This window comes from Schaalia odontolytica (assembly GCF_031191545.1).
Lineage (GTDB): Bacteria > Actinomycetota > Actinomycetes > Actinomycetales > Actinomycetaceae > Pauljensenia > Pauljensenia odontolytica.
Genome location: NZ_CP133472.1, coordinates 248,367 through 263,969, shown reverse-complemented (window position 1 = coordinate 263,969; position 15,603 = coordinate 248,367). Strand labels below are relative to the sequence as shown.

The following is a 15,603-nucleotide window of genomic DNA, read 5'->3' as shown; positions in this document are numbered from 1 at the left end:
ATCTCAGTCTTTGAGATGGCAAGTCGTCGGATAGTGAAACCGCTCAAACCGGTGTCCGAGACGTGAGATCAGCGAGTCGCACGGCGGCTAAGGCGGTTCCATTGGGTGCGAAGCCCGACTGACACCGTGTCTCCAAAAAGGAGCCCAGAGGAGGAACAATGACTGGAACGATGGCGGAGAAAGTGTGGCGTGACCACATCGTATCCAAGGGGGTCAATGGTGCCCCCGACCTGCTATTCATTGACCTCCACCTCGTCCACGAGGTGACGAGCCCCCAGGCCTTCGAGGGGCTGCGCCTCGCTGGACGCCAGGTGCGTCGTCCCGATCTGACGATCGCCACCGAGGACCACAACACGCCCACGGTCAACATCGACCTGCCCATCGCGGACATCACGAGCCGCACTCAGATTGAGACGCTGCGCAAGAACGCCGAGGAGTTTGGCGTGCGTCTGCATTCCCTGGGTGACGCCGACCAGGGCATCGTCCACGTTGTTGGTCCCCAGCTGGGCCTCACCCAACCCGGCATGACCATCGTCTGCGGAGACTCCCACACCTCCACGCACGGTGCGTTCGGCGCGCTGGCCTTCGGCATTGGCACTAGCCAGGTCGAACACGTGCTCGCGACGCAGACACTGCCGATGGCACCGTTCAAGACCATGGCGATCACCGTCAACGGCTCCCTTCCCCAGGGATCGACTGCCAAGGACATCATCCTCGCCGTCATCGCCAAGATCGGCACCGGTGGCGGCCAGGGTTACGTCCTGGAGTACCGCGGCCAGGCGATCCGTGAGCTCTCCATGGAGGGCCGCATGACGATCTGCAACATGTCGATCGAGGCGGGTGCCCGCGCAGGCATGATCGCCCCCGACCAGACGACTTTCGATTACATCAAGGGCCGCCCCCACGCGCCCGAGGGCGAGGAATGGGATCGCGCCGTCGAATACTGGTCCTCCCTGGCCTCCGACGAGGACGCGGTCTTCGATGCCGAGGTTGTCCTCGAGGCAGCCGACATCGAGCCCTTCGTCACCTGGGGCACCAACCCCGGCCAGGGCGTCCCGCTGTCCGCAACGGTCCCCGGCCCCGAGGACTTCGCCGACGAGACGGCCCGCGCTGCCGCCGAACGCGCCCTCGAATACATGGACCTCACGGCCGGCACCCCGATGCGCGATATCGCCGTGAACACGGTCTTCATCGGCAGCTGCACGAACGGGCGCATCGAAGATCTGCGCGCCGCGGCTGGTATCTTCAAGGGCCGCCGCAAGGCCGACGGCGTGCGCGTCATGGTCGTGCCCGGCTCCGCCCGGGTGCGCCTCCAGGCCGAGGCCGAGGGCCTCGACAAGATCTTCACCGAGTTCGGCGCCGAATGGCGCAACGCCGGTTGCTCCATGTGCCTGGGCATGAACCCCGACACGATGAACGCTGGAGACCGTTCGGCCTCCACCTCCAACCGTAACTTCGAAGGCCGCCAGGGCAAGGGCAGCCGCACGCACCTGGTGTCCCCGCTCGTCGCGGCAGCCACCGCCGTGCGAGGCACCCTGTCCTCCCCGGCCGATCTCTGAGGACCGCCCTCCGACACCCGACAGCGGGGGAGGGCCCCGGCCTCGTCCCCCACGGAAGAAAAGACTGACGCACCATGGAAAAGTTCATCACCCATACCGGCATCGGCGTCCCGCTGCGCCGCTCCAACGTCGATACCGACCAGATCATCCCCGCCGTCTACCTCAAGCGCGTGACACGCACGGGCTTCGAGGACGCCCTCTTCGCCGCGTGGCGCAACGACCCGGAGTTCATCCTCAACCAGGATGCCTACAAGAACGGTTCCGTCCTCATCGCCGGACCCGACTTCGGAACGGGCTCCTCACGTGAACACGCCGTGTGGGCGCTCAAGGACTACGGCTTCCGTGTCGTGTTGGCTCCCAAGTTCGCCGATATTTTCCGTGGAAACTCCGGCAAGCAGGGCCTGGTCACCGGCATCATCTCCCAGGAGGACTGCGAGTCCCTGTGGAAGCTACTCGAGGCCGAACCCGGCACGGAGGTGACCGTCAGCCTGGAGGATAAGACCTGGCGCGTCGGTGCGATCTCCGGCACCTTCCAGATCGACGACTACGTGCGCTGGACCCTCATGGAAGGTCTGGACGACATCGCACTGACTCTGCGCCACGAGGACGAGATCGCAGCTTACGAGGCCGCGCGCCCCTCATTCAAGCCGCGCACGCTCCCGGCGAAATTCTTACCCAAGGAAGAAGTTGTGTCCGCTCGCGACTGAAAGCACTGCGCACACTGGCCCCTACCTAGCTAGAGTAGGGGCCAGTTACGTCATAGTGAGGAGCACTCATGTCATCCATCCTTCAGGTCGAGGGCGGCCATCCGCTGCGCGGTGAGATCACGGTGCGCGGCGCGAAGAACTTCGTCCCCAAGGCGATGGTTGCGTCGCTGCTCGCCGACACCCCCTCCGAGCTCTACAACGTGCCGCTCATCCGCGACACCGACGTGGTCTCGGACCTGCTGAGCTTGCACGGGGTTCAGATCGACTTCGATCAGGATCGCGGCACGCTGCGCATGGATCCCTCCAACGTCAAGATCGCGTCCCGTTCGGACATTGACACCCTCGCGGGTGCCTCGCGTATCCCGATCCTGTTCTGTGGCCCGCTATTGCACCAGCTGGGCGAGGCCTTCATTCCGGAGCTGGGTGGCTGCGCGATCGGCGGTCGTCCCATCGACTTCCACCTGGAAACGCTGCGTAAGTTCGGCGCGATCGTCGACAAGCAGCCCGACGGCGTGCACATCAAGCGCCCCGCTTCCGGCCTGCACGGCGCGATCATCGAACTGCCCTTCCCGTCCGTTGGCGCGACCGAGCAGACGCTGCTGACTGCCGTGCGCAACGAGGGCATCACGACGCTCAAGGGCGCGGCCATCGAGCCGGAGATCCTCGACCTCATCAACGTCCTGCAGAAGATGGGCGCGATCATCTCCGTGGACACCGACCGCACGATCCGCATCGAGGGCGTTGCCAAGCTGTCCGGCTACCGTCACACCGCCCTGCCGGACCGCATCGAAGCCGCCTCCTGGGCCGCGGCCGCCCTGGCCACCCAGGGCGACATCTACGTGCGCGGCGCTCACCAGCCCGATATGACGACCTTCCTCAACACCTTCCGCAAGGTGGGTGGAGCCTTCGATATCGACACCGACGGCATCCGCTTCTACCACCCGGGCGAGCCGCTGCACTCGATCGCCCTCGAGACGGCCGTGCACCCGGGTTTCATGACGGACTGGCAGCAGCCCCTCGTCGTGGCTCTCACCCAGGCTGAGGGCCTATCGATCGTTCACGAGACCGTGTACGAGAATCGTTTCGGCTTCACCGAGGCGCTGCGCAAGATGGGCGCGAACATTCAGGTCTACCGCGAGTGCCTGGGTGGAACGCCCTGCCGCTTCGGCCAGAAGAACTACTATCACTCGGCCGTCATCTCGGGTCCGACCCGACTGTACAGCGCGGACATCGTGGTTCCGGATCTGCGTGGCGGCTTCTCTCACCTGATCGCGGCCCTCGCGGCTTCGGGCACCTCCACCGTGTCCGGCATCGACGTTATTTCGCGCGGATACGAGCACTTCACGCGCAAGCTTCACCAACTGGATGCTCGCGTGCGCTACCTGGATGCCTGAGACCATGGCCGTGCCGGGCGTGCGACGCAGCATCATGCTGCTGGTCTCGTCGATGTCGGCGGGTGGTCGAAGCGTGCGTCTGGGCCCGCGCATCGTGCGCATCCTGCGCGGCGGCGGCTGGGAGGTCGCAGTTCGGCTAACGACTCCCGGCGACGACCCGGCGGCAATTGCCGGCGAGGTGGCCCCGGCCTCGTTCGTCGCCGCCCTGGGCGGGGACGGGTACCTGGGTGCGGTGGCGCGCGGATGCCACGAATCTGACGCGGTCTTTGTCCCCATGCCGGGCGGGCGCGGCAACGACCTGTGTCGAGCCCTCGGTATTGGCACAGATCCGCTGGTGCGAGCGCGATCGCTTGCTCCTCAGGGTCTTTCTTCCGCCGCTCCCCAGGCCGACTCCTCGGATTGGCTGGCCTCTCGGATCAGGCCGTTGGACGGCATGTGGGTGCGTTCGCGCGAGGGTGTGCGCCTCGCCCTCGGCGTCGTGTCGATCGGCCTGGACGCGCGCGCGAATATCCTCGCCAACGAGTCCTCCCTGACGTCTGGGCCGCTGGCCTACGGCTACGGTGCTTTCGCGGCCCTGGCCTCGCACCAGCCCACGGATGTCGTGGCCACCGTGGACGGGCATGAGCGCAACATGGGTGGCTGGATCGCCTCCGTGTCGAACTCCGGGCGCTTCGGCGGCGGCATCACCCTGGTGGAGTCCTCCGACATGAGCGACGGCGTTCTCGAAGTGTGTCACGTGGGCCCTATTCCCGTCTCTCGTGCCCTGCCGGTGCTCGCCCGCGTCGTCGCTGGCCGCGCGAAGGCGCACCCAGCGATCGAAGTGGAGAAGGCACGCGCGGTCTCCTTCGCCGCGCCGGCCGGAATAGTAGCCATGGCGGACGGAGATCACATCGCGTCTATTCCCTTCACCGTGGAGGTTGCTCCGGGAGTCGTCTCTGTCCTCGTGTGACGTCACGCTCGGGGCGTGCGCGCTCGTCGTGCGCTCCCCGTAGAATGAAACCATGAGTGCTGTCTCCGGCTTTTATTCCTTCGCGAAGGGTGTCCTGACGCCCATCATGACGCCCTGGATCAAGTTCACCGTCAGCGGTGAAGAGAACCTGCCGACCTCCGGCGGCTATCTCCTGGTGCCCAACCACCTGTCGAATGTCGACCCGCTGTGCCTGTGCTGGTACTTCATGAAGCGCGATACCGCCGTGCGATTCCTGGCGAAGAAGTCAATGTTTTCCGTGCCGCTCTTCGGCTGGATCATTAGGGGAATGGGCCTGATTCCCGTCAATCGCGACTCCAACCCGTCCGCCGTCCTGGCCCCCACCCGGGAGGCGCTAAAGGCGGGCGAGGTCGTCGGTATCTTCCCCGAAGGCACCCTCACCCGCGACCCCGACCAGTGGCCCATGGAATTCAAGTCCGGTGCCGCGCGCCTGGCTCTGGACACCGGCGTGCCCGTCATTCCCGTGTCGCAGTGGGGGCCGCAGGACATCATGGACCCCTACAACGCCAAGGGGATTGACATGCGCCCGGGGCGGCGCATCTCCTACCACTTTGGTGAACCGGTCGACCTGTCGGATCTGATGGGCCCCGCCGGCTCGCAGGACCACGAGGCCGTCAACGAAGCGACCAGGCGCATCAGTGATGCCGTGCGCGCGGGCGTGGGCAAGCTGCGTGGCCTGCCCGTCCCCGAGAAGGTGTGGGACCCCGCCACGCAGGCCGGTCCGTGGTGGGAGGGCGAACTCGCCAAGGCGGCCAAGAAAGCGAAGAAGGCCGGCAAGAAGGGCTAATCGCGGATATCGACGACCATGCGCACCGGGTCAGAGAGGAAGCCGATCTGAAACTGGCGCGCGGTCGGTGCCCCGATGATCACGTGCGTGTTGTCCTCGAAGGTGCCATCCGAGACGACATCCAGGTCGCCGACGCGCGTGTGCGTCCCGCCCGGGTAGCGGTTCTCGGAGCCCGTCATCGGCGTTCCGTTGATGATCAGCTCCAGGACCGCGCCGCCCTCGACCTGGATGGGCAGGCCTCGGCCCTGCTCGAAGGCCTCATCCGTCCACGTGGCACGCCATACTCCCGGAGTGCCCTCGCCCGCAAACTCGAGCACCACGCGAGTGAAACCCTCGTGTGACGCTGCGCGAATCCCCGTGAGTGCCAGAGCCTTAGCCGGATCATCCGATCGCACCGGTGCCAACCCCTCGACGCTCGACATCCAATTGTCGGCGTTGATCGGCCTCGTCTCGTCCAGTCCCGGCTCGGACGTGGGAGTCGTCTGCGCAGTTGCGCTCGCGCTCGTAGACGCCGTGGGGGAGTGGGAAGCGCTCGGCGAGGAAGTCGCTGAGGGAGGCGAGTCCGTGGTTCCCCCGGGCGCGCATGCGCCGAGTAGCGCGAGGCAGGCTGCCGTGCTCGCGACACGGGTGCGGACTCGACGCTGAGACACGGTTCCTCCTGGTGGGTCGGTTGTTTCAATCCTAGTAGAATGGCCTCGACAGGGAGGTCTCGATGAGTATGACAACAGCAGCGGTCCTGGGAACGGGCGCGTGGGGAACGACGTTTGCGCAGGTCCTCGCCGACGCGGGCGTGACCGTGACCATGTGGGGGCGTACCGCCGACACGATCTCGTTCATCAACGGGGGCGAGAATCCGACGTATTTGCCGGGAATTGCGCTGTCGGAGCGCATTAGCGCGACCACCGACATCGCCGAGGCCGTCAGTAGCTGCGAGCTCGTCGTCGTGGCCGTGCCCGTCAAGGCCGTGCGTGCCACCCTGAGCGCCGCACGCGGGTACTTCTCGCCCGACGTCGCACTCCTGTCCCTGGCCAAGGGCCTTGAGCTCGGATCCCTTAAGCGCGTCGATGACATCATTGCCGAGGCCTCGGGCGTGCCGAGCAGCCGCATCGCCGTGCTGTCTGGCCCGAACCTTTCGCGCGAGATCGCGGATCGCCAGCCCACGGCCACGGTCGTGGCCGCTCACGACGTCGAGCTTGCCAAAGAGATCGCGAAGGCTTGCCACAATTCCTACTTCCGCCCCTACGTGTCTACCGACGTCGTGGGCACTGAGATGGCGGGCGCCACGAAGAACGTCATAGCGGTCGCGATCGGCGCGGCTGAGGGCATGGGCCTGGGCATCAACACGCGTTCGACCCTCATCACCCGCGGTCTGGCGGAAATGACGCGCCTCGGAACTGCGCTCGGCGCGGACCCCGCGACCTTCGCGGGACTGTCCGGCATCGGCGACCTGGTGGCTACGTGTTCCTCGCGCCTGTCGCGCAACTTCTCCCTCGGCCATCGCCTGGGATCCGGCATGGGCCTCGCCGAGGCCCTGGCACTGTCCCCGGGTGTCGTCGAGGGCGTCGCATCGGCCTCCCCGATCCTCCAGGTCGCGGCCTCCGTTGGCGTCGACATGCCGATCACCGGTGCCGTTGTCGAGGTCGTCGAGGGACGCGCCAGCATCGAGGACATGGGCCGTATGCTGCTCGCCCGCCCCCAAAAGATGGACGGCTGGAAGATCGAGCTAGTCTAAACGCCGTGCACGTGGGCGTGAGGCACCTGTCGCGCGGTAGTCTTGGACCCATGACTGCATTTTCTCGCCCTCGTGTCCTCATCGTCTTCGGTGGGCGCTCTTCCGAACATGAGATCTCGTGCTCGACGGCCGCCGGCATCCTGACTGCTATCGACCGCACCAAGTGGGACGTGATCCCGCTGGGAATCACGCGCGACGGCCAGTGGGTGCGCGTCGCCGACGACCCCTCGGCGCTGGAATTCAAGGATGGGAAGGGCCAGTCCGTCACCGCTGGATCGACCCGCGTCGCCCTGACGCCGGGAGCGGGTAACCTCGTCGAACTCAGCTACGACGGCGATCCGGATGCTTCGGACTCTCGCGTCGTGGGCGTCGAAGACCTGGGTCACGTGGACATCGTCTTCCCGCTGCTGCACGGCCCCTACGGCGAGGATGGCACCATTCAGGGTCTCTTCGAGATGGCCGGCGTGCGCTACGTGGGCTGCGGCGTGACCTCCTCGGCTGTGTCCATGGACAAGCACCTGACCAAGACCGTCCTGGCCGCCGCCGGCATCGACGTGGGCCGGTGGGAGCTGGTCACCGCCCGTCAGTGGGACACCGACGCCACCGCCTGCATGGACCGTATCGAGCGCCTCGGCTTCCCCGTCTTCGTCAAGCCCTGCCGCGCCGGTTCCTCGGTCGGTATCTCGCGCGTCACCTGCCGCGAAGACCTGCCCGTGGCTATCAAGGAGGCCGCGAACCACGACCCGCGCATCATCGTCGAGGCCTCCATCTCGGGTCGCGAGGTCGAGTGCGGTGTCCTCGGCTCGCGCTCCGACTGGCGCAGCGGAACCGCGCCCCTGGGCGAGATCGTCGTCCCCGAGGGAGAGTTCTACGACTACGAGCACAAGTACGTCGACGACGTTGTTGGCCTGTCCTGCCCGGCCGACGTCGCGCCCGAGTACGCCGAACGTATCCGCGCGACCGCCTGGCGCGCCTTCGATGCCCTTGAGTGCGAGGGTCTGGCCCGCGTCGACTTTTTCCTCGACGAGGCCACCGACACCGTCATCATCAACGAAGTGAACACAATGCCCGGTTTCACCCCCATCTCGATGTACCCGCAGATGTGGGCGGCCTCGGGCCTGTCCTACCCGGACCTGCTCAACGAACTCCTCACTGAGGCCGGCGAGCGCCCGCTCGGTTTGCGCTGAGCGCACCCACGGCCTCGTCAACCCTCAAACCCCACGACAGAAGGAACACTATGACTGATCATCCCAAAGTCACCCTGGTGACCTGCAAGTCCATGCCCAACCTCTTCAAAGGCGAGGAAGGTCTGCTCGACGAGCTGGCGGCGCGCGGTTGCGACCCCCAGATCAAGGTGTGGAACGATCCCGACGTCGACTGGTCCGAGGCCGGTATGGTGGTCGTGCGCTCCGTGTCCGACTACGCCTCGGATCGACCGGCTTTCCTGGAGTGGACGAAGCAACTGCGCCGCGTCCAAAACTCTACGGACGTTTTGAACTGGAACACAGACAAGCACTACCTCAAGGAACTGGCCGCGATGGGGCTGCCCACCATCCCCACGAACTGGCTGGAGCCCGAGCAGAACCTTTCCAAGCACCAGATCCACACGCGCTTCCCGGCCTTCGGCGAGTTCGTCGTTAAGCCCGCCGTGTCTTCCGGCGTGCGCGACATCGGTCGCTACACGACCGTGGATACGCGCCAGCGCCAGGCCGCCATGCGTCAGGTCCAGGGCCTGCTCGGTGAGGGGCGTTCGGTCATGATCCAGCGCTACGTCGAGGAGATCGACCTGCACGGCGAGATCTCGCTTGTCTTCTTCAACGGCCTGGTCTCCCACGCCGTCGAGAAGCGCTCCGCCCTGCACCCGTGCTCGGTCAGCGATCCTTCGGTGCACGAGGCCGTCGTCACAGCCGAGGCGGCGGACTCGCTCGCGTGGAAGTGGGGCGAGGAGATCCGCCGCGTCCTGCACGGCTACGTGCGCTCGCGCCTGGGGCACGACGAGCAGTTCCTCTTCAACCGCGTGGACCTGGTTCCCGACGGCAAGGGCTCCTTCCTGGTCATGGAGGTCTCCCTCGTGGATGCCGACCTGTACCTGGGTGCCACCCCGGGCGCGCTCGGCAACTTCGCCGACGCGATCTCCGCTCGCGCCCACTGGTGATGCACGCCACCGCCGTGGGGATAGTGCTCGAGTTTCCAAGCTCGACCGGGTAGTGCTAAGCTCTACCCGTTGCCTTCACGGCGACGCGATGGTGGCTGTAGTTCAGTTGGTAGAGCACCTGGTTGTGGTCCAGGACGTCGCGGGTTCGAGTCCCGTCAGCCACCCCACTGCCCCGGCGTTTTTGCGCCGGGGTTTCGTTTACCCTGTCGGGTGTACAGTGCGACTCCATGCGTGGCGGCGTTAACCCCTTCGTGCGCAGCGAAACCCAAGAGGTTTGATGCATCCCGGGCATTGTGGAGGGTGTCTGAGGCCAGATTGGGGGTTTGGGCTGTCTGGTCAGCGTAAGTGTTCGATGGTGTTGCGTGAGCGTGTGACGCGTATGGCGTTGGAGGCTCGTGCTGATCCTGCTAGGCGCAATGGTGCTATCGAGCGTGTTGGCGGCCAGTTGGGGGGCAATCCTGAGGCGTTGCGTACCTGGGTGCGTGCCGAGGAGCAGGGTGGACGCAATGAGCGCGGCGACGTCACGCGGGGCGCTGCACCCGTTACGGGGCGCTGCACCCGTTATGTGGCGCTGCACCCGATCAGAACGGGTGCAATGCCTACGGATCGGGTGTACCGCGCTCGCAGACAAGAATGTGTGTGGAACCTGGAATCCCACAACGCGAAGGAAAGAGGTCTCAACGCCCCTATACACAACCCGGGACTTGGCAGGCCAATCAAGGGGCGACATGACGCGGGGCGCTGTACCCGTTGCGTGGCGCTGTACCCGTTGCGTGGTGCTGCACCCGTTACGTGGCGGTACACCCGATCAGATCGGGTGCAATGCCTACGGATTGGGTGCAATGCCTACCGATCGGGTGTACCGCGCTCCCAGACAAGAACGCGTGAGGAACCTGGAATCTCGCAACGCGAAAGAAAGCGGCCTCAATACCCCTACACGAAACCGGGGACTTGGCAGGCCAATCAAGGGACGACATCACGAGGGGCGCTGCACCCGTTGCGTGGCTCTGTACCCGTTGCGTGGCGCTGCACCCGATCAGAACGGGTGCAATGCCTACGGATCGGGTGTACCGCGCTCGCAGGCAAGAACGCGTGAGGAACAAGGAACCCCACAACACGAAGGAAAGAGGTCTCAACGCCCCTACACACAACCCGGGACTTGGCAGGCCAATCAAGGGGCGACATGACGCGGGGCGCTGCACCCGTTGCGTGGCACTGCACCCGTTGCGTGGTGCTGCACCCGTTACGTGGCGGTACACCCGATCAGATCGGGTGCAATGCCTACGGATTGGGTGCAATGCCTACCGATCGGGTGTACCGCGCTCCCAGACAAGAACGCGTGAGGAACCTGGAATCTCGCAACGCGAAAGAAAGCGGCCTCAATACCCCTACACGAAACCGGGGACTTGGCAGGCCTGCGACAGCCCGTGACGCAGGAGCCTTCGAGAAAGTAAAGGCGCTGCGACATCTTCGATCAGTCTGACGCTTGTGGAGTATGCTTGTAGCAACCCAATTGACCGGACAAAGGAGTTTCTATGCCTAACGTGATCGCCTACGGATGTGACGACGCCACCACCCAGTTCCACCCCCTCGAGATCGACATCCGCGAACCCGGCGAGGGCGAGATCTACTTCGACGTCGCATACGCGGGCATCTGCCACTCCGACATCCACGCCGCCCGCGGCGAGTGGGGGCCCGTGTCCTACCCGCTCGTGCCTGGCCACGAGTTCGTCGGCACCGTCGCCAAGGTCGGCCCCGGTGTGACAACGTTCAAGGTGGGGGACCGCGTGGGCGTGGGCTGCATGGTCGGCTCCTGCGGCACATGCGAGATGTGCGAATCCGACTACGAGCAGTGGTGCACATCGACGCCGGGCACCCTGTGGACCTACCGCGCCGACGCAGAGGGGAACCCGACGACCGGCGGCTACTCGCGCGGCTTCACCGTGCGCGAGGACTTCGCCCTCCACGTCCCAGAGTCGCTCGACTTCTCCGCTTGCGCGCCCCTCCTGTGCGCCGGCATTACCACCTACTCGCCGCTCAAGCATTATCAGGTGGGCCCCGGCTCGCGCGTCGCCATCCTCGGCATGGGCGGCCTCGGACACGTGGGCGTGCAGATCGCCAAGGCCATGGGTGCGGATGTTTCTGTCATCTCCCACGGCCGCTCCAAGGAGGCCGATGCCCGCCGCTTCGGCGCCGACCACTTCTACGCCACAAGCGAGGAGGGCGTGCTCGAGTCCCTGCGCGGCTCCTTCGACCTGATCCTGTGCACCGTGTCCGCCGAGGGCCTGGACTACGCCGGCTACATGGCTGCCCTGCGCCCCTACGGCGTCTTCGTCGACGTGGGCCTGCCCTCCGAACCCGTCTCCCTGCCGCTGCGCGCCTTCGTCAACGGTGGCAAGTCCTTCGCGGGCTCCCAGATCGGGGGCATTGCCGAAACTCAGGAGATGTTGGACTTCTGTGCCGAGCACGGCGTCATTCCGCAGGTTGAGATGATCACCGGTGATGAGATCACGCAGGCCTACGACAACATCGTTGATTCGCGCGTGCGCTACCGCTACGTCATCGACACGTCCACATTCCCAGCCACCGCGTGAGCGTGAGGGTGTAACGCGAAAGCCCCGGGCCGATCGGCCCGGGGCTTTCCCAGTGCTGGAGCGGATGACGGGAATCGAACCCGCGTGATCTGCTTGGAAGGCAGAGGCTCTACCATTGAGCTACATCCGCGTACCCCCGGAGGGGACACAAAGATCCTAACGGGTATTGTCCACGTGCGCGACATTTATTCGCCCCTCCCGTATGATGGGGCATCGGACAGTAGTCCTCGGGGTGTAGCGCAGCTTGGTAGCGCATCTGCTTTGGGAGCAGAGGGTCGCAGGTTCAAATCCTGTCACCCCGACCAACCGCGGCCGCGCAGCCGCGGTTTTTTCGTTCGACCCGGGAGTGTCATGCCGTCCTATCGCACCATTATGACGGTGACCACCCTGGCACCCGGGCGGGCCCCCGAAGAAGTCGAGGCCGCCGCCCGGTCCGCCACGTGGCTCGAGTCCTGGGATATTTCCATCGCCTCCGGTCAGCCTCGCGTCACCGCCCGATTCACCGCCGAGGGGGACGACGAAGCGAGAGAGACTCACCGCAGCATCCTCGCCGCCGTGCGCCACGTCGCCGATGTGCCACGCGCCCGGCTGGCCGCTGTCGTGGGAGGGCGCTCCCACTACCTTGTCCCCTGAGCGAGCGTGAGTGCGCGGGCGGCCCCGGCCTCGTCCGCGGGGTAGACACAGGCGCCGGCGTGTGGTGTTGAGCACTTGGTCCGACTGTCGAGGGGTGGATATGCCCACTTGCTGCCCTCGAATGAGGACATCGGCGGGGGCGTGGCGTACACTAGGCGAGTTGTTATGCGCCCGAAATGGGCGTTCCCCCGATTTGTAGACTACGGAGCGTGCGCACGTGAAGAGCACCGTTGAAACCCTTGAGCCCACCAAGGTTCGCCTGACCGTCGAGGTTCCCTTCGAGGAACTCAAGTCCGAAATGGACAAGGCGTACAAGGAGATCGCCGGACAGGTCAACATCCCCGGCTTCCGTAAGGGCCACGTGCCTCCGCGCATCATCGACCAGCGTTTTGGCCGCGCCGCCGTCATCGAGCAGGTCGTCAACCAGGTTCTGCCCGGCCACTACTCGGACGCCATCAACGAAAACGACCTGCGCCCCATGGCCCAGCCCGAGGTTGACGTCACCGAGATCCCGGCCGTGACCGGCCCCCAGGGCGGACAGCTCGTCTTCACCGCCGAGGTTGCCGTCGTCCCCGCCTTCGAGCTGCCCGAGATCGACGAGAAGCTCGTCGTCGAGGTCGAGCCCACCGAGGTTACCGACGAGGACGTGGAGAAGGAACTCGAGGATCTGCGCAGCCGCTTCGCCACCCTCAAGACCATCAACCGCAAGGCCAAGACCGGTGATTTCGCGACCATCGACCTCGTCGCCACCATCGACGGCGAGCAGGTTGACTCCGCCTCCGACGTCTCCTACGAGATCGGCTCCGGCTCGATGCTCGACGGCCAGGACACCGCCCTGCGCGGCACCAAGGCCGGCGAAGAGGTCACCTTCACCTCCAAGCTGAAGGGTGGTGAGCACGAGGGCGAAGAGGCTGAGGTGACCATCACCATCAAGGCCATGAAGACCCGCGAGCTGCCCAAGGCTGACGACGACTTCGCTCAGATGGTCTCCGAGTTCGACACCATGGAAGAGCTCACCGAGGACCTCAAGAAGCAGGCCGCCCAGTCCAAGGAGTCCCAGCAGGCTCTCGCCGCGCGCGACGCCCTCATCGACATCCTCCTGGACAAGGTCGAGATCGTTCTGCCCGAGTCCGCGGTCGACCACCAGGTCGAGCACCGCGTCGGTGAGGACGCCAAGCCCAAGGCCAAGAAGGAAGCCCGCGAGGCCGTGGAGAAGGAAATCCGCACCGAGCTGCTCTCCGAGGCCCTGGCCAAGAAGTTCGACGTGCAGGTCTCCCAGCAGGAGCTGATCGACTACGCGATCCAGATGTCGCAGAACTTCGGCATCGACATCAACCAGCTGTTCTCCTCCTCCCAGCAGATGGCCAATGTCGTGGCCGACCTGGGTCGCTCCAAGGCCCTCATTGAGGCCCTGAAGGTCGTCACCGTCAAGGACACCAACGGTGCCGACGTCGACCTGTCCAAGTTCTTCGGTACCGATCCCGCCACCGAAGAGGGCGCGGAGATCATCACCGAGCCTGCAGACGAGCAGGAGTGAGCGCGGCGGGTGCGCCCGCGCACGAGTGACTAACTCTCAACTGAGGGGGTGAGGCGTGAGCCTCGCCCCCTCAGCGCATGTGTAGAGCGCATGTGCCGACAGCGAAACGACGGCCCGGCGCGCGCACGAGCGGGCGCGCTGCGGGTACGGTTGACACCAATGGGGCCGACTGGGCCCGCGAACAGACGAGGAGGTACGCGTGAGCGTGCACAACACCGGTGCTGCTGGCGAAGGCTCGCAGCTGGGACTGGGCGACTCGGTCTACCAGCGCCTGCTCAAGGAACGCATCATTTGGCTGGGCGGCGAGGTCCGCGACGAGAATGCGAACGTGATCTGCGCGCAGCTGCTGCTCCTCGCGGCCGAGGACCCGGACCGCGACATCTACCTGTACATCAACTCGCCCGGCGGCTCGGTGACGGCCGGCATGGCCATCTACGACACGATGCAGTACATCAAGCCCGACGTCGTCACGGTCGGCATGGGCATGGCCGCGTCGATGGGCCAGTTCCTGCTCACCGCGGGAGCCCCCGGCAAGCGCTACATCACGCCCCACACCCGCGTGCTGCTGCACCAGCCCCTGGGCGGTGCGGGCGGTTCCGCGACCGAGATCCGCATCAACGCGGACCTGATCCTGGGCATGAAGAAGGAACTCGCTGCCATCACCGCGTCTCGCACGGGCAAGACCGTCGAGCAGGTCGAGGCCGACGGTGATCGTGACCACTGGTTCACTGCGCAGGAAGCCCTCGAGTACGGCTTCGTCGACCGCGTGATCGACAGCCCGCAGGAGATCGGAACGCGAGGAGAGAACTGATGAGCACCCAGCCCTACTTTGAGGCGGTCGCCCGCCAGATGCCGCAGGCTCGCTACGTCTTGCCGGACTTTGAGGAGCGCACGGCCTACGGTTTCCGCCGCCAGAACCCATACACGAAGCTCTTTGAGGACCGTATCGTGTTCCTTGGCGTTCAGGTGGATGACGCCAGCGCCGATGACGTCATGGCGCAGCTGCTGGTCCTGGAGTCCCAGGATCCGGATTCGCTGATCACCATGTACATCAACTCGCCCGGCGGTTCCTTCACGGCGCTGACCGCCATCTACGACACGATGCAGTACATCAAGCCGCAGATCCAGACGGTGTGCCTGGGTCAGGCTGCCTCGGCGGCGGCCGTCCTGCTGGCAGCGGGTTCGCCCGGCAAGCGCCTGGCGCTGCCCAACGCCCGCGTCCTCATCCACCAGCCTGCGATGGAGGGTATGCAGGGGCAGGCCTCGGACATCCAGATCGTTGCCGACGAGATCGATCGCATGCGCGCATGGCTCGAGGACACTATCTCGAAGCACTCGGGCAAGCCGGTGGAGCAGGTGCGCCGCGACATCGAGCGCGACAAGATCCTGACCGCCCCGCAGGCCGCCGAGTACGGTCTGATCGACCAGGTGCTCGAGTCTCGTAAGGCTCTGTGACCCTTTCGTCATCGACGAGGCCGTGGTCTCCCCGCGCTTGTGAGTGCGGTGGATCCACGGCC

The 15,603-nt window shown here is 65.5% G+C and carries 14 protein-coding genes and 3 tRNA genes; 15 read left to right on the top strand and 2 right to left on the bottom strand.

Annotated elements, in window-relative coordinates:
- Positions 1 to 158: 158 nt before the first annotated feature.
- From leuC to RDV55_RS01140, 5 genes are all read left to right on the top strand, one after another.
- Positions 159 to 1,559: a 3-isopropylmalate dehydratase large subunit gene (gene leuC, locus RDV55_RS01160; RefSeq protein ID WP_111822918.1), complete on the top strand. Its 1,401-nt coding sequence runs from the start codon at positions 159 to 161 to the stop codon at positions 1,557 to 1,559.
- Positions 1,560 to 1,633: 74 nt separating this feature from the next.
- The gene (gene leuD / locus RDV55_RS01155) at positions 1,634 to 2,266 is read left to right on the top strand and encodes a 3-isopropylmalate dehydratase small subunit (RefSeq protein WP_111822919.1); all 633 of its coding nucleotides are present in this window, start codon (positions 1,634 to 1,636) and stop codon (positions 2,264 to 2,266) included.
- Positions 2,267 to 2,334: 68 nt separating this feature from the next.
- Positions 2,335 to 3,660, top strand: a complete 1,326-nt coding sequence (gene murA, locus RDV55_RS01150; RefSeq protein ID WP_111822920.1) for a UDP-N-acetylglucosamine 1-carboxyvinyltransferase — start codon at positions 2,335 to 2,337, stop codon at positions 3,658 to 3,660.
- 4 nt (positions 3,661 to 3,664) lie between these two features.
- Positions 3,665 to 4,609 carry a diacylglycerol/lipid kinase family protein gene (locus tag RDV55_RS01145; RefSeq protein WP_111823133.1) on the top strand — a complete coding sequence of 315 codons (945 nt, stop codon included), beginning with the start codon at positions 3,665 to 3,667 and terminating at the stop codon, positions 4,607 to 4,609.
- 52 nt (positions 4,610 to 4,661) lie between these two features.
- Complete coding sequence (locus RDV55_RS01140; RefSeq protein WP_111822921.1) at positions 4,662 to 5,435, top strand: lysophospholipid acyltransferase family protein; 774 nt, start codon at positions 4,662 to 4,664, stop codon at positions 5,433 to 5,435.
- On the opposite strand, the gene RDV55_RS01135 is transcribed toward RDV55_RS01140, so the two are convergent.
- Positions 5,432 to 6,085, bottom strand: coding sequence for an AMIN-like domain-containing (lipo)protein (locus RDV55_RS01135; RefSeq protein ID WP_245907621.1), 654 nt, complete (start codon positions 6,083 to 6,085; stop codon positions 5,432 to 5,434). The two genes, RDV55_RS01140 and RDV55_RS01135, sit on opposite strands and share 4 nt — an antisense overlap.
- Before the next feature lie 62 nt (positions 6,086 to 6,147).
- Here RDV55_RS01135 and RDV55_RS01130 point away from each other — a divergent pair, with 62 nt between their 5' ends.
- The 5 genes from RDV55_RS01130 to RDV55_RS01110 all read left to right on the top strand — a co-directional run bounded on the left by RDV55_RS01130 (position 6,148) and on the right by RDV55_RS01110 (position 11,916).
- Positions 6,148 to 7,167 (top strand): NAD(P)H-dependent glycerol-3-phosphate dehydrogenase, encoded by a 1,020-nt coding sequence (locus RDV55_RS01130; RefSeq protein WP_111822922.1) that lies wholly within the window; start codon positions 6,148 to 6,150, stop codon positions 7,165 to 7,167.
- Positions 7,168 to 7,217: 50 nt separating this feature from the next.
- Positions 7,218 to 8,354 (top strand): D-alanine--D-alanine ligase family protein, encoded by a 1,137-nt coding sequence (locus RDV55_RS01125; RefSeq protein ID WP_111822923.1) that lies wholly within the window; start codon positions 7,218 to 7,220, stop codon positions 8,352 to 8,354.
- A gap of 50 nt (positions 8,355 to 8,404) precedes the next feature.
- A complete protein-coding gene (locus tag RDV55_RS01120; RefSeq protein ID WP_111822924.1) occupies positions 8,405 to 9,322 on the top strand; it encodes an ATP-grasp domain-containing protein in 918 nt (305 codons plus the stop codon).
- Positions 9,323 to 9,413: 91 nt separating this feature from the next.
- A tRNA-His gene (locus tag RDV55_RS01115) sits at positions 9,414 to 9,489 on the top strand.
- A 1,368-nt stretch (positions 9,490 to 10,857) separates the two neighbouring features.
- Complete coding sequence (locus RDV55_RS01110) at positions 10,858 to 11,916, top strand: NAD(P)-dependent alcohol dehydrogenase (protein ID WP_111822925.1); 1,059 nt, start codon at positions 10,858 to 10,860, stop codon at positions 11,914 to 11,916.
- Between the two features lie 56 nt (positions 11,917 to 11,972).
- On the opposite strand, the gene RDV55_RS01105 is transcribed toward RDV55_RS01110, so the two are convergent.
- Positions 11,973 to 12,046, bottom strand: a tRNA-Gly gene (locus tag RDV55_RS01105).
- A gap of 98 nt (positions 12,047 to 12,144) precedes the next feature.
- On the opposite strand from RDV55_RS01105, the gene RDV55_RS01100 reads away from it, so the two are divergent.
- The 5 genes from RDV55_RS01100 to RDV55_RS01080 all read left to right on the top strand — a co-directional run bounded on the left by RDV55_RS01100 (position 12,145) and on the right by RDV55_RS01080 (position 15,541).
- Positions 12,145 to 12,221: transfer RNA gene (locus RDV55_RS01100), tRNA-Pro, on the top strand.
- A 46-nt stretch (positions 12,222 to 12,267) separates the two neighbouring features.
- On the top strand, positions 12,268 to 12,549 hold the full coding sequence (locus tag RDV55_RS01095; RefSeq protein ID WP_111822926.1) for an FMN-dependent dehydrogenase: 282 nt from the start codon (positions 12,268 to 12,270) through the stop codon (positions 12,547 to 12,549).
- Between the two features lie 217 nt (positions 12,550 to 12,766).
- Positions 12,767 to 14,086: a trigger factor gene (gene tig / locus RDV55_RS01090; protein ID WP_111822927.1), complete on the top strand. Its 1,320-nt coding sequence runs from the start codon at positions 12,767 to 12,769 to the stop codon at positions 14,084 to 14,086.
- A 199-nt stretch (positions 14,087 to 14,285) separates the two neighbouring features.
- Entirely contained in the window at positions 14,286 to 14,897 is a 612-nt protein-coding gene (locus RDV55_RS01085; protein ID WP_034512381.1) for an ATP-dependent Clp protease proteolytic subunit, read from the top strand.
- Positions 14,897 to 15,541, top strand: coding sequence for an ATP-dependent Clp protease proteolytic subunit (locus RDV55_RS01080; protein ID WP_003794993.1), 645 nt, complete (start codon positions 14,897 to 14,899; stop codon positions 15,539 to 15,541). The genes RDV55_RS01085 and RDV55_RS01080 overlap by 1 nt, the downstream gene beginning before the upstream one ends.
- The last annotated feature ends 62 nt before the right edge of the window (positions 15,542 to 15,603 follow it).

What these genes read in the sequence shown, in the direction of transcription:
- leuC (WP_111822918.1), top strand. Translation starts at nt 159, where the DNA reads ATGACTGGAACGATGGCGGAGAAAGTGTGGCGTGACCACATCGTATCC.
- leuD (WP_111822919.1), top strand. Translation starts at nt 1,634, where the DNA reads ATGGAAAAGTTCATCACCCATACCGGCATCGGCGTCCCGCTGCGCCGC.
- murA (WP_111822920.1), top strand. Translation starts at nt 2,335, where the DNA reads ATGTCATCCATCCTTCAGGTCGAGGGCGGCCATCCGCTGCGCGGTGAG.
- RDV55_RS01145 (WP_111823133.1), top strand. Translation starts at nt 3,665, where the DNA reads ATGGCCGTGCCGGGCGTGCGACGCAGCATCATGCTGCTGGTCTCGTCG.
- RDV55_RS01140 (WP_111822921.1), top strand. Translation starts at nt 4,662, where the DNA reads ATGAGTGCTGTCTCCGGCTTTTATTCCTTCGCGAAGGGTGTCCTGACG.
- RDV55_RS01130 (WP_111822922.1), top strand. Translation starts at nt 6,148, where the DNA reads ATGAGTATGACAACAGCAGCGGTCCTGGGAACGGGCGCGTGGGGAACG.
- RDV55_RS01125 (WP_111822923.1), top strand. Translation starts at nt 7,218, where the DNA reads ATGACTGCATTTTCTCGCCCTCGTGTCCTCATCGTCTTCGGTGGGCGC.
- RDV55_RS01120 (WP_111822924.1), top strand. Translation starts at nt 8,405, where the DNA reads ATGACTGATCATCCCAAAGTCACCCTGGTGACCTGCAAGTCCATGCCC.
- RDV55_RS01110 (WP_111822925.1), top strand. Translation starts at nt 10,858, where the DNA reads ATGCCTAACGTGATCGCCTACGGATGTGACGACGCCACCACCCAGTTC.
- RDV55_RS01095 (WP_111822926.1), top strand. Translation starts at nt 12,268, where the DNA reads ATGCCGTCCTATCGCACCATTATGACGGTGACCACCCTGGCACCCGGG.
- RDV55_RS01080 (WP_003794993.1), top strand. Translation starts at nt 14,897, where the DNA reads ATGAGCACCCAGCCCTACTTTGAGGCGGTCGCCCGCCAGATGCCGCAG.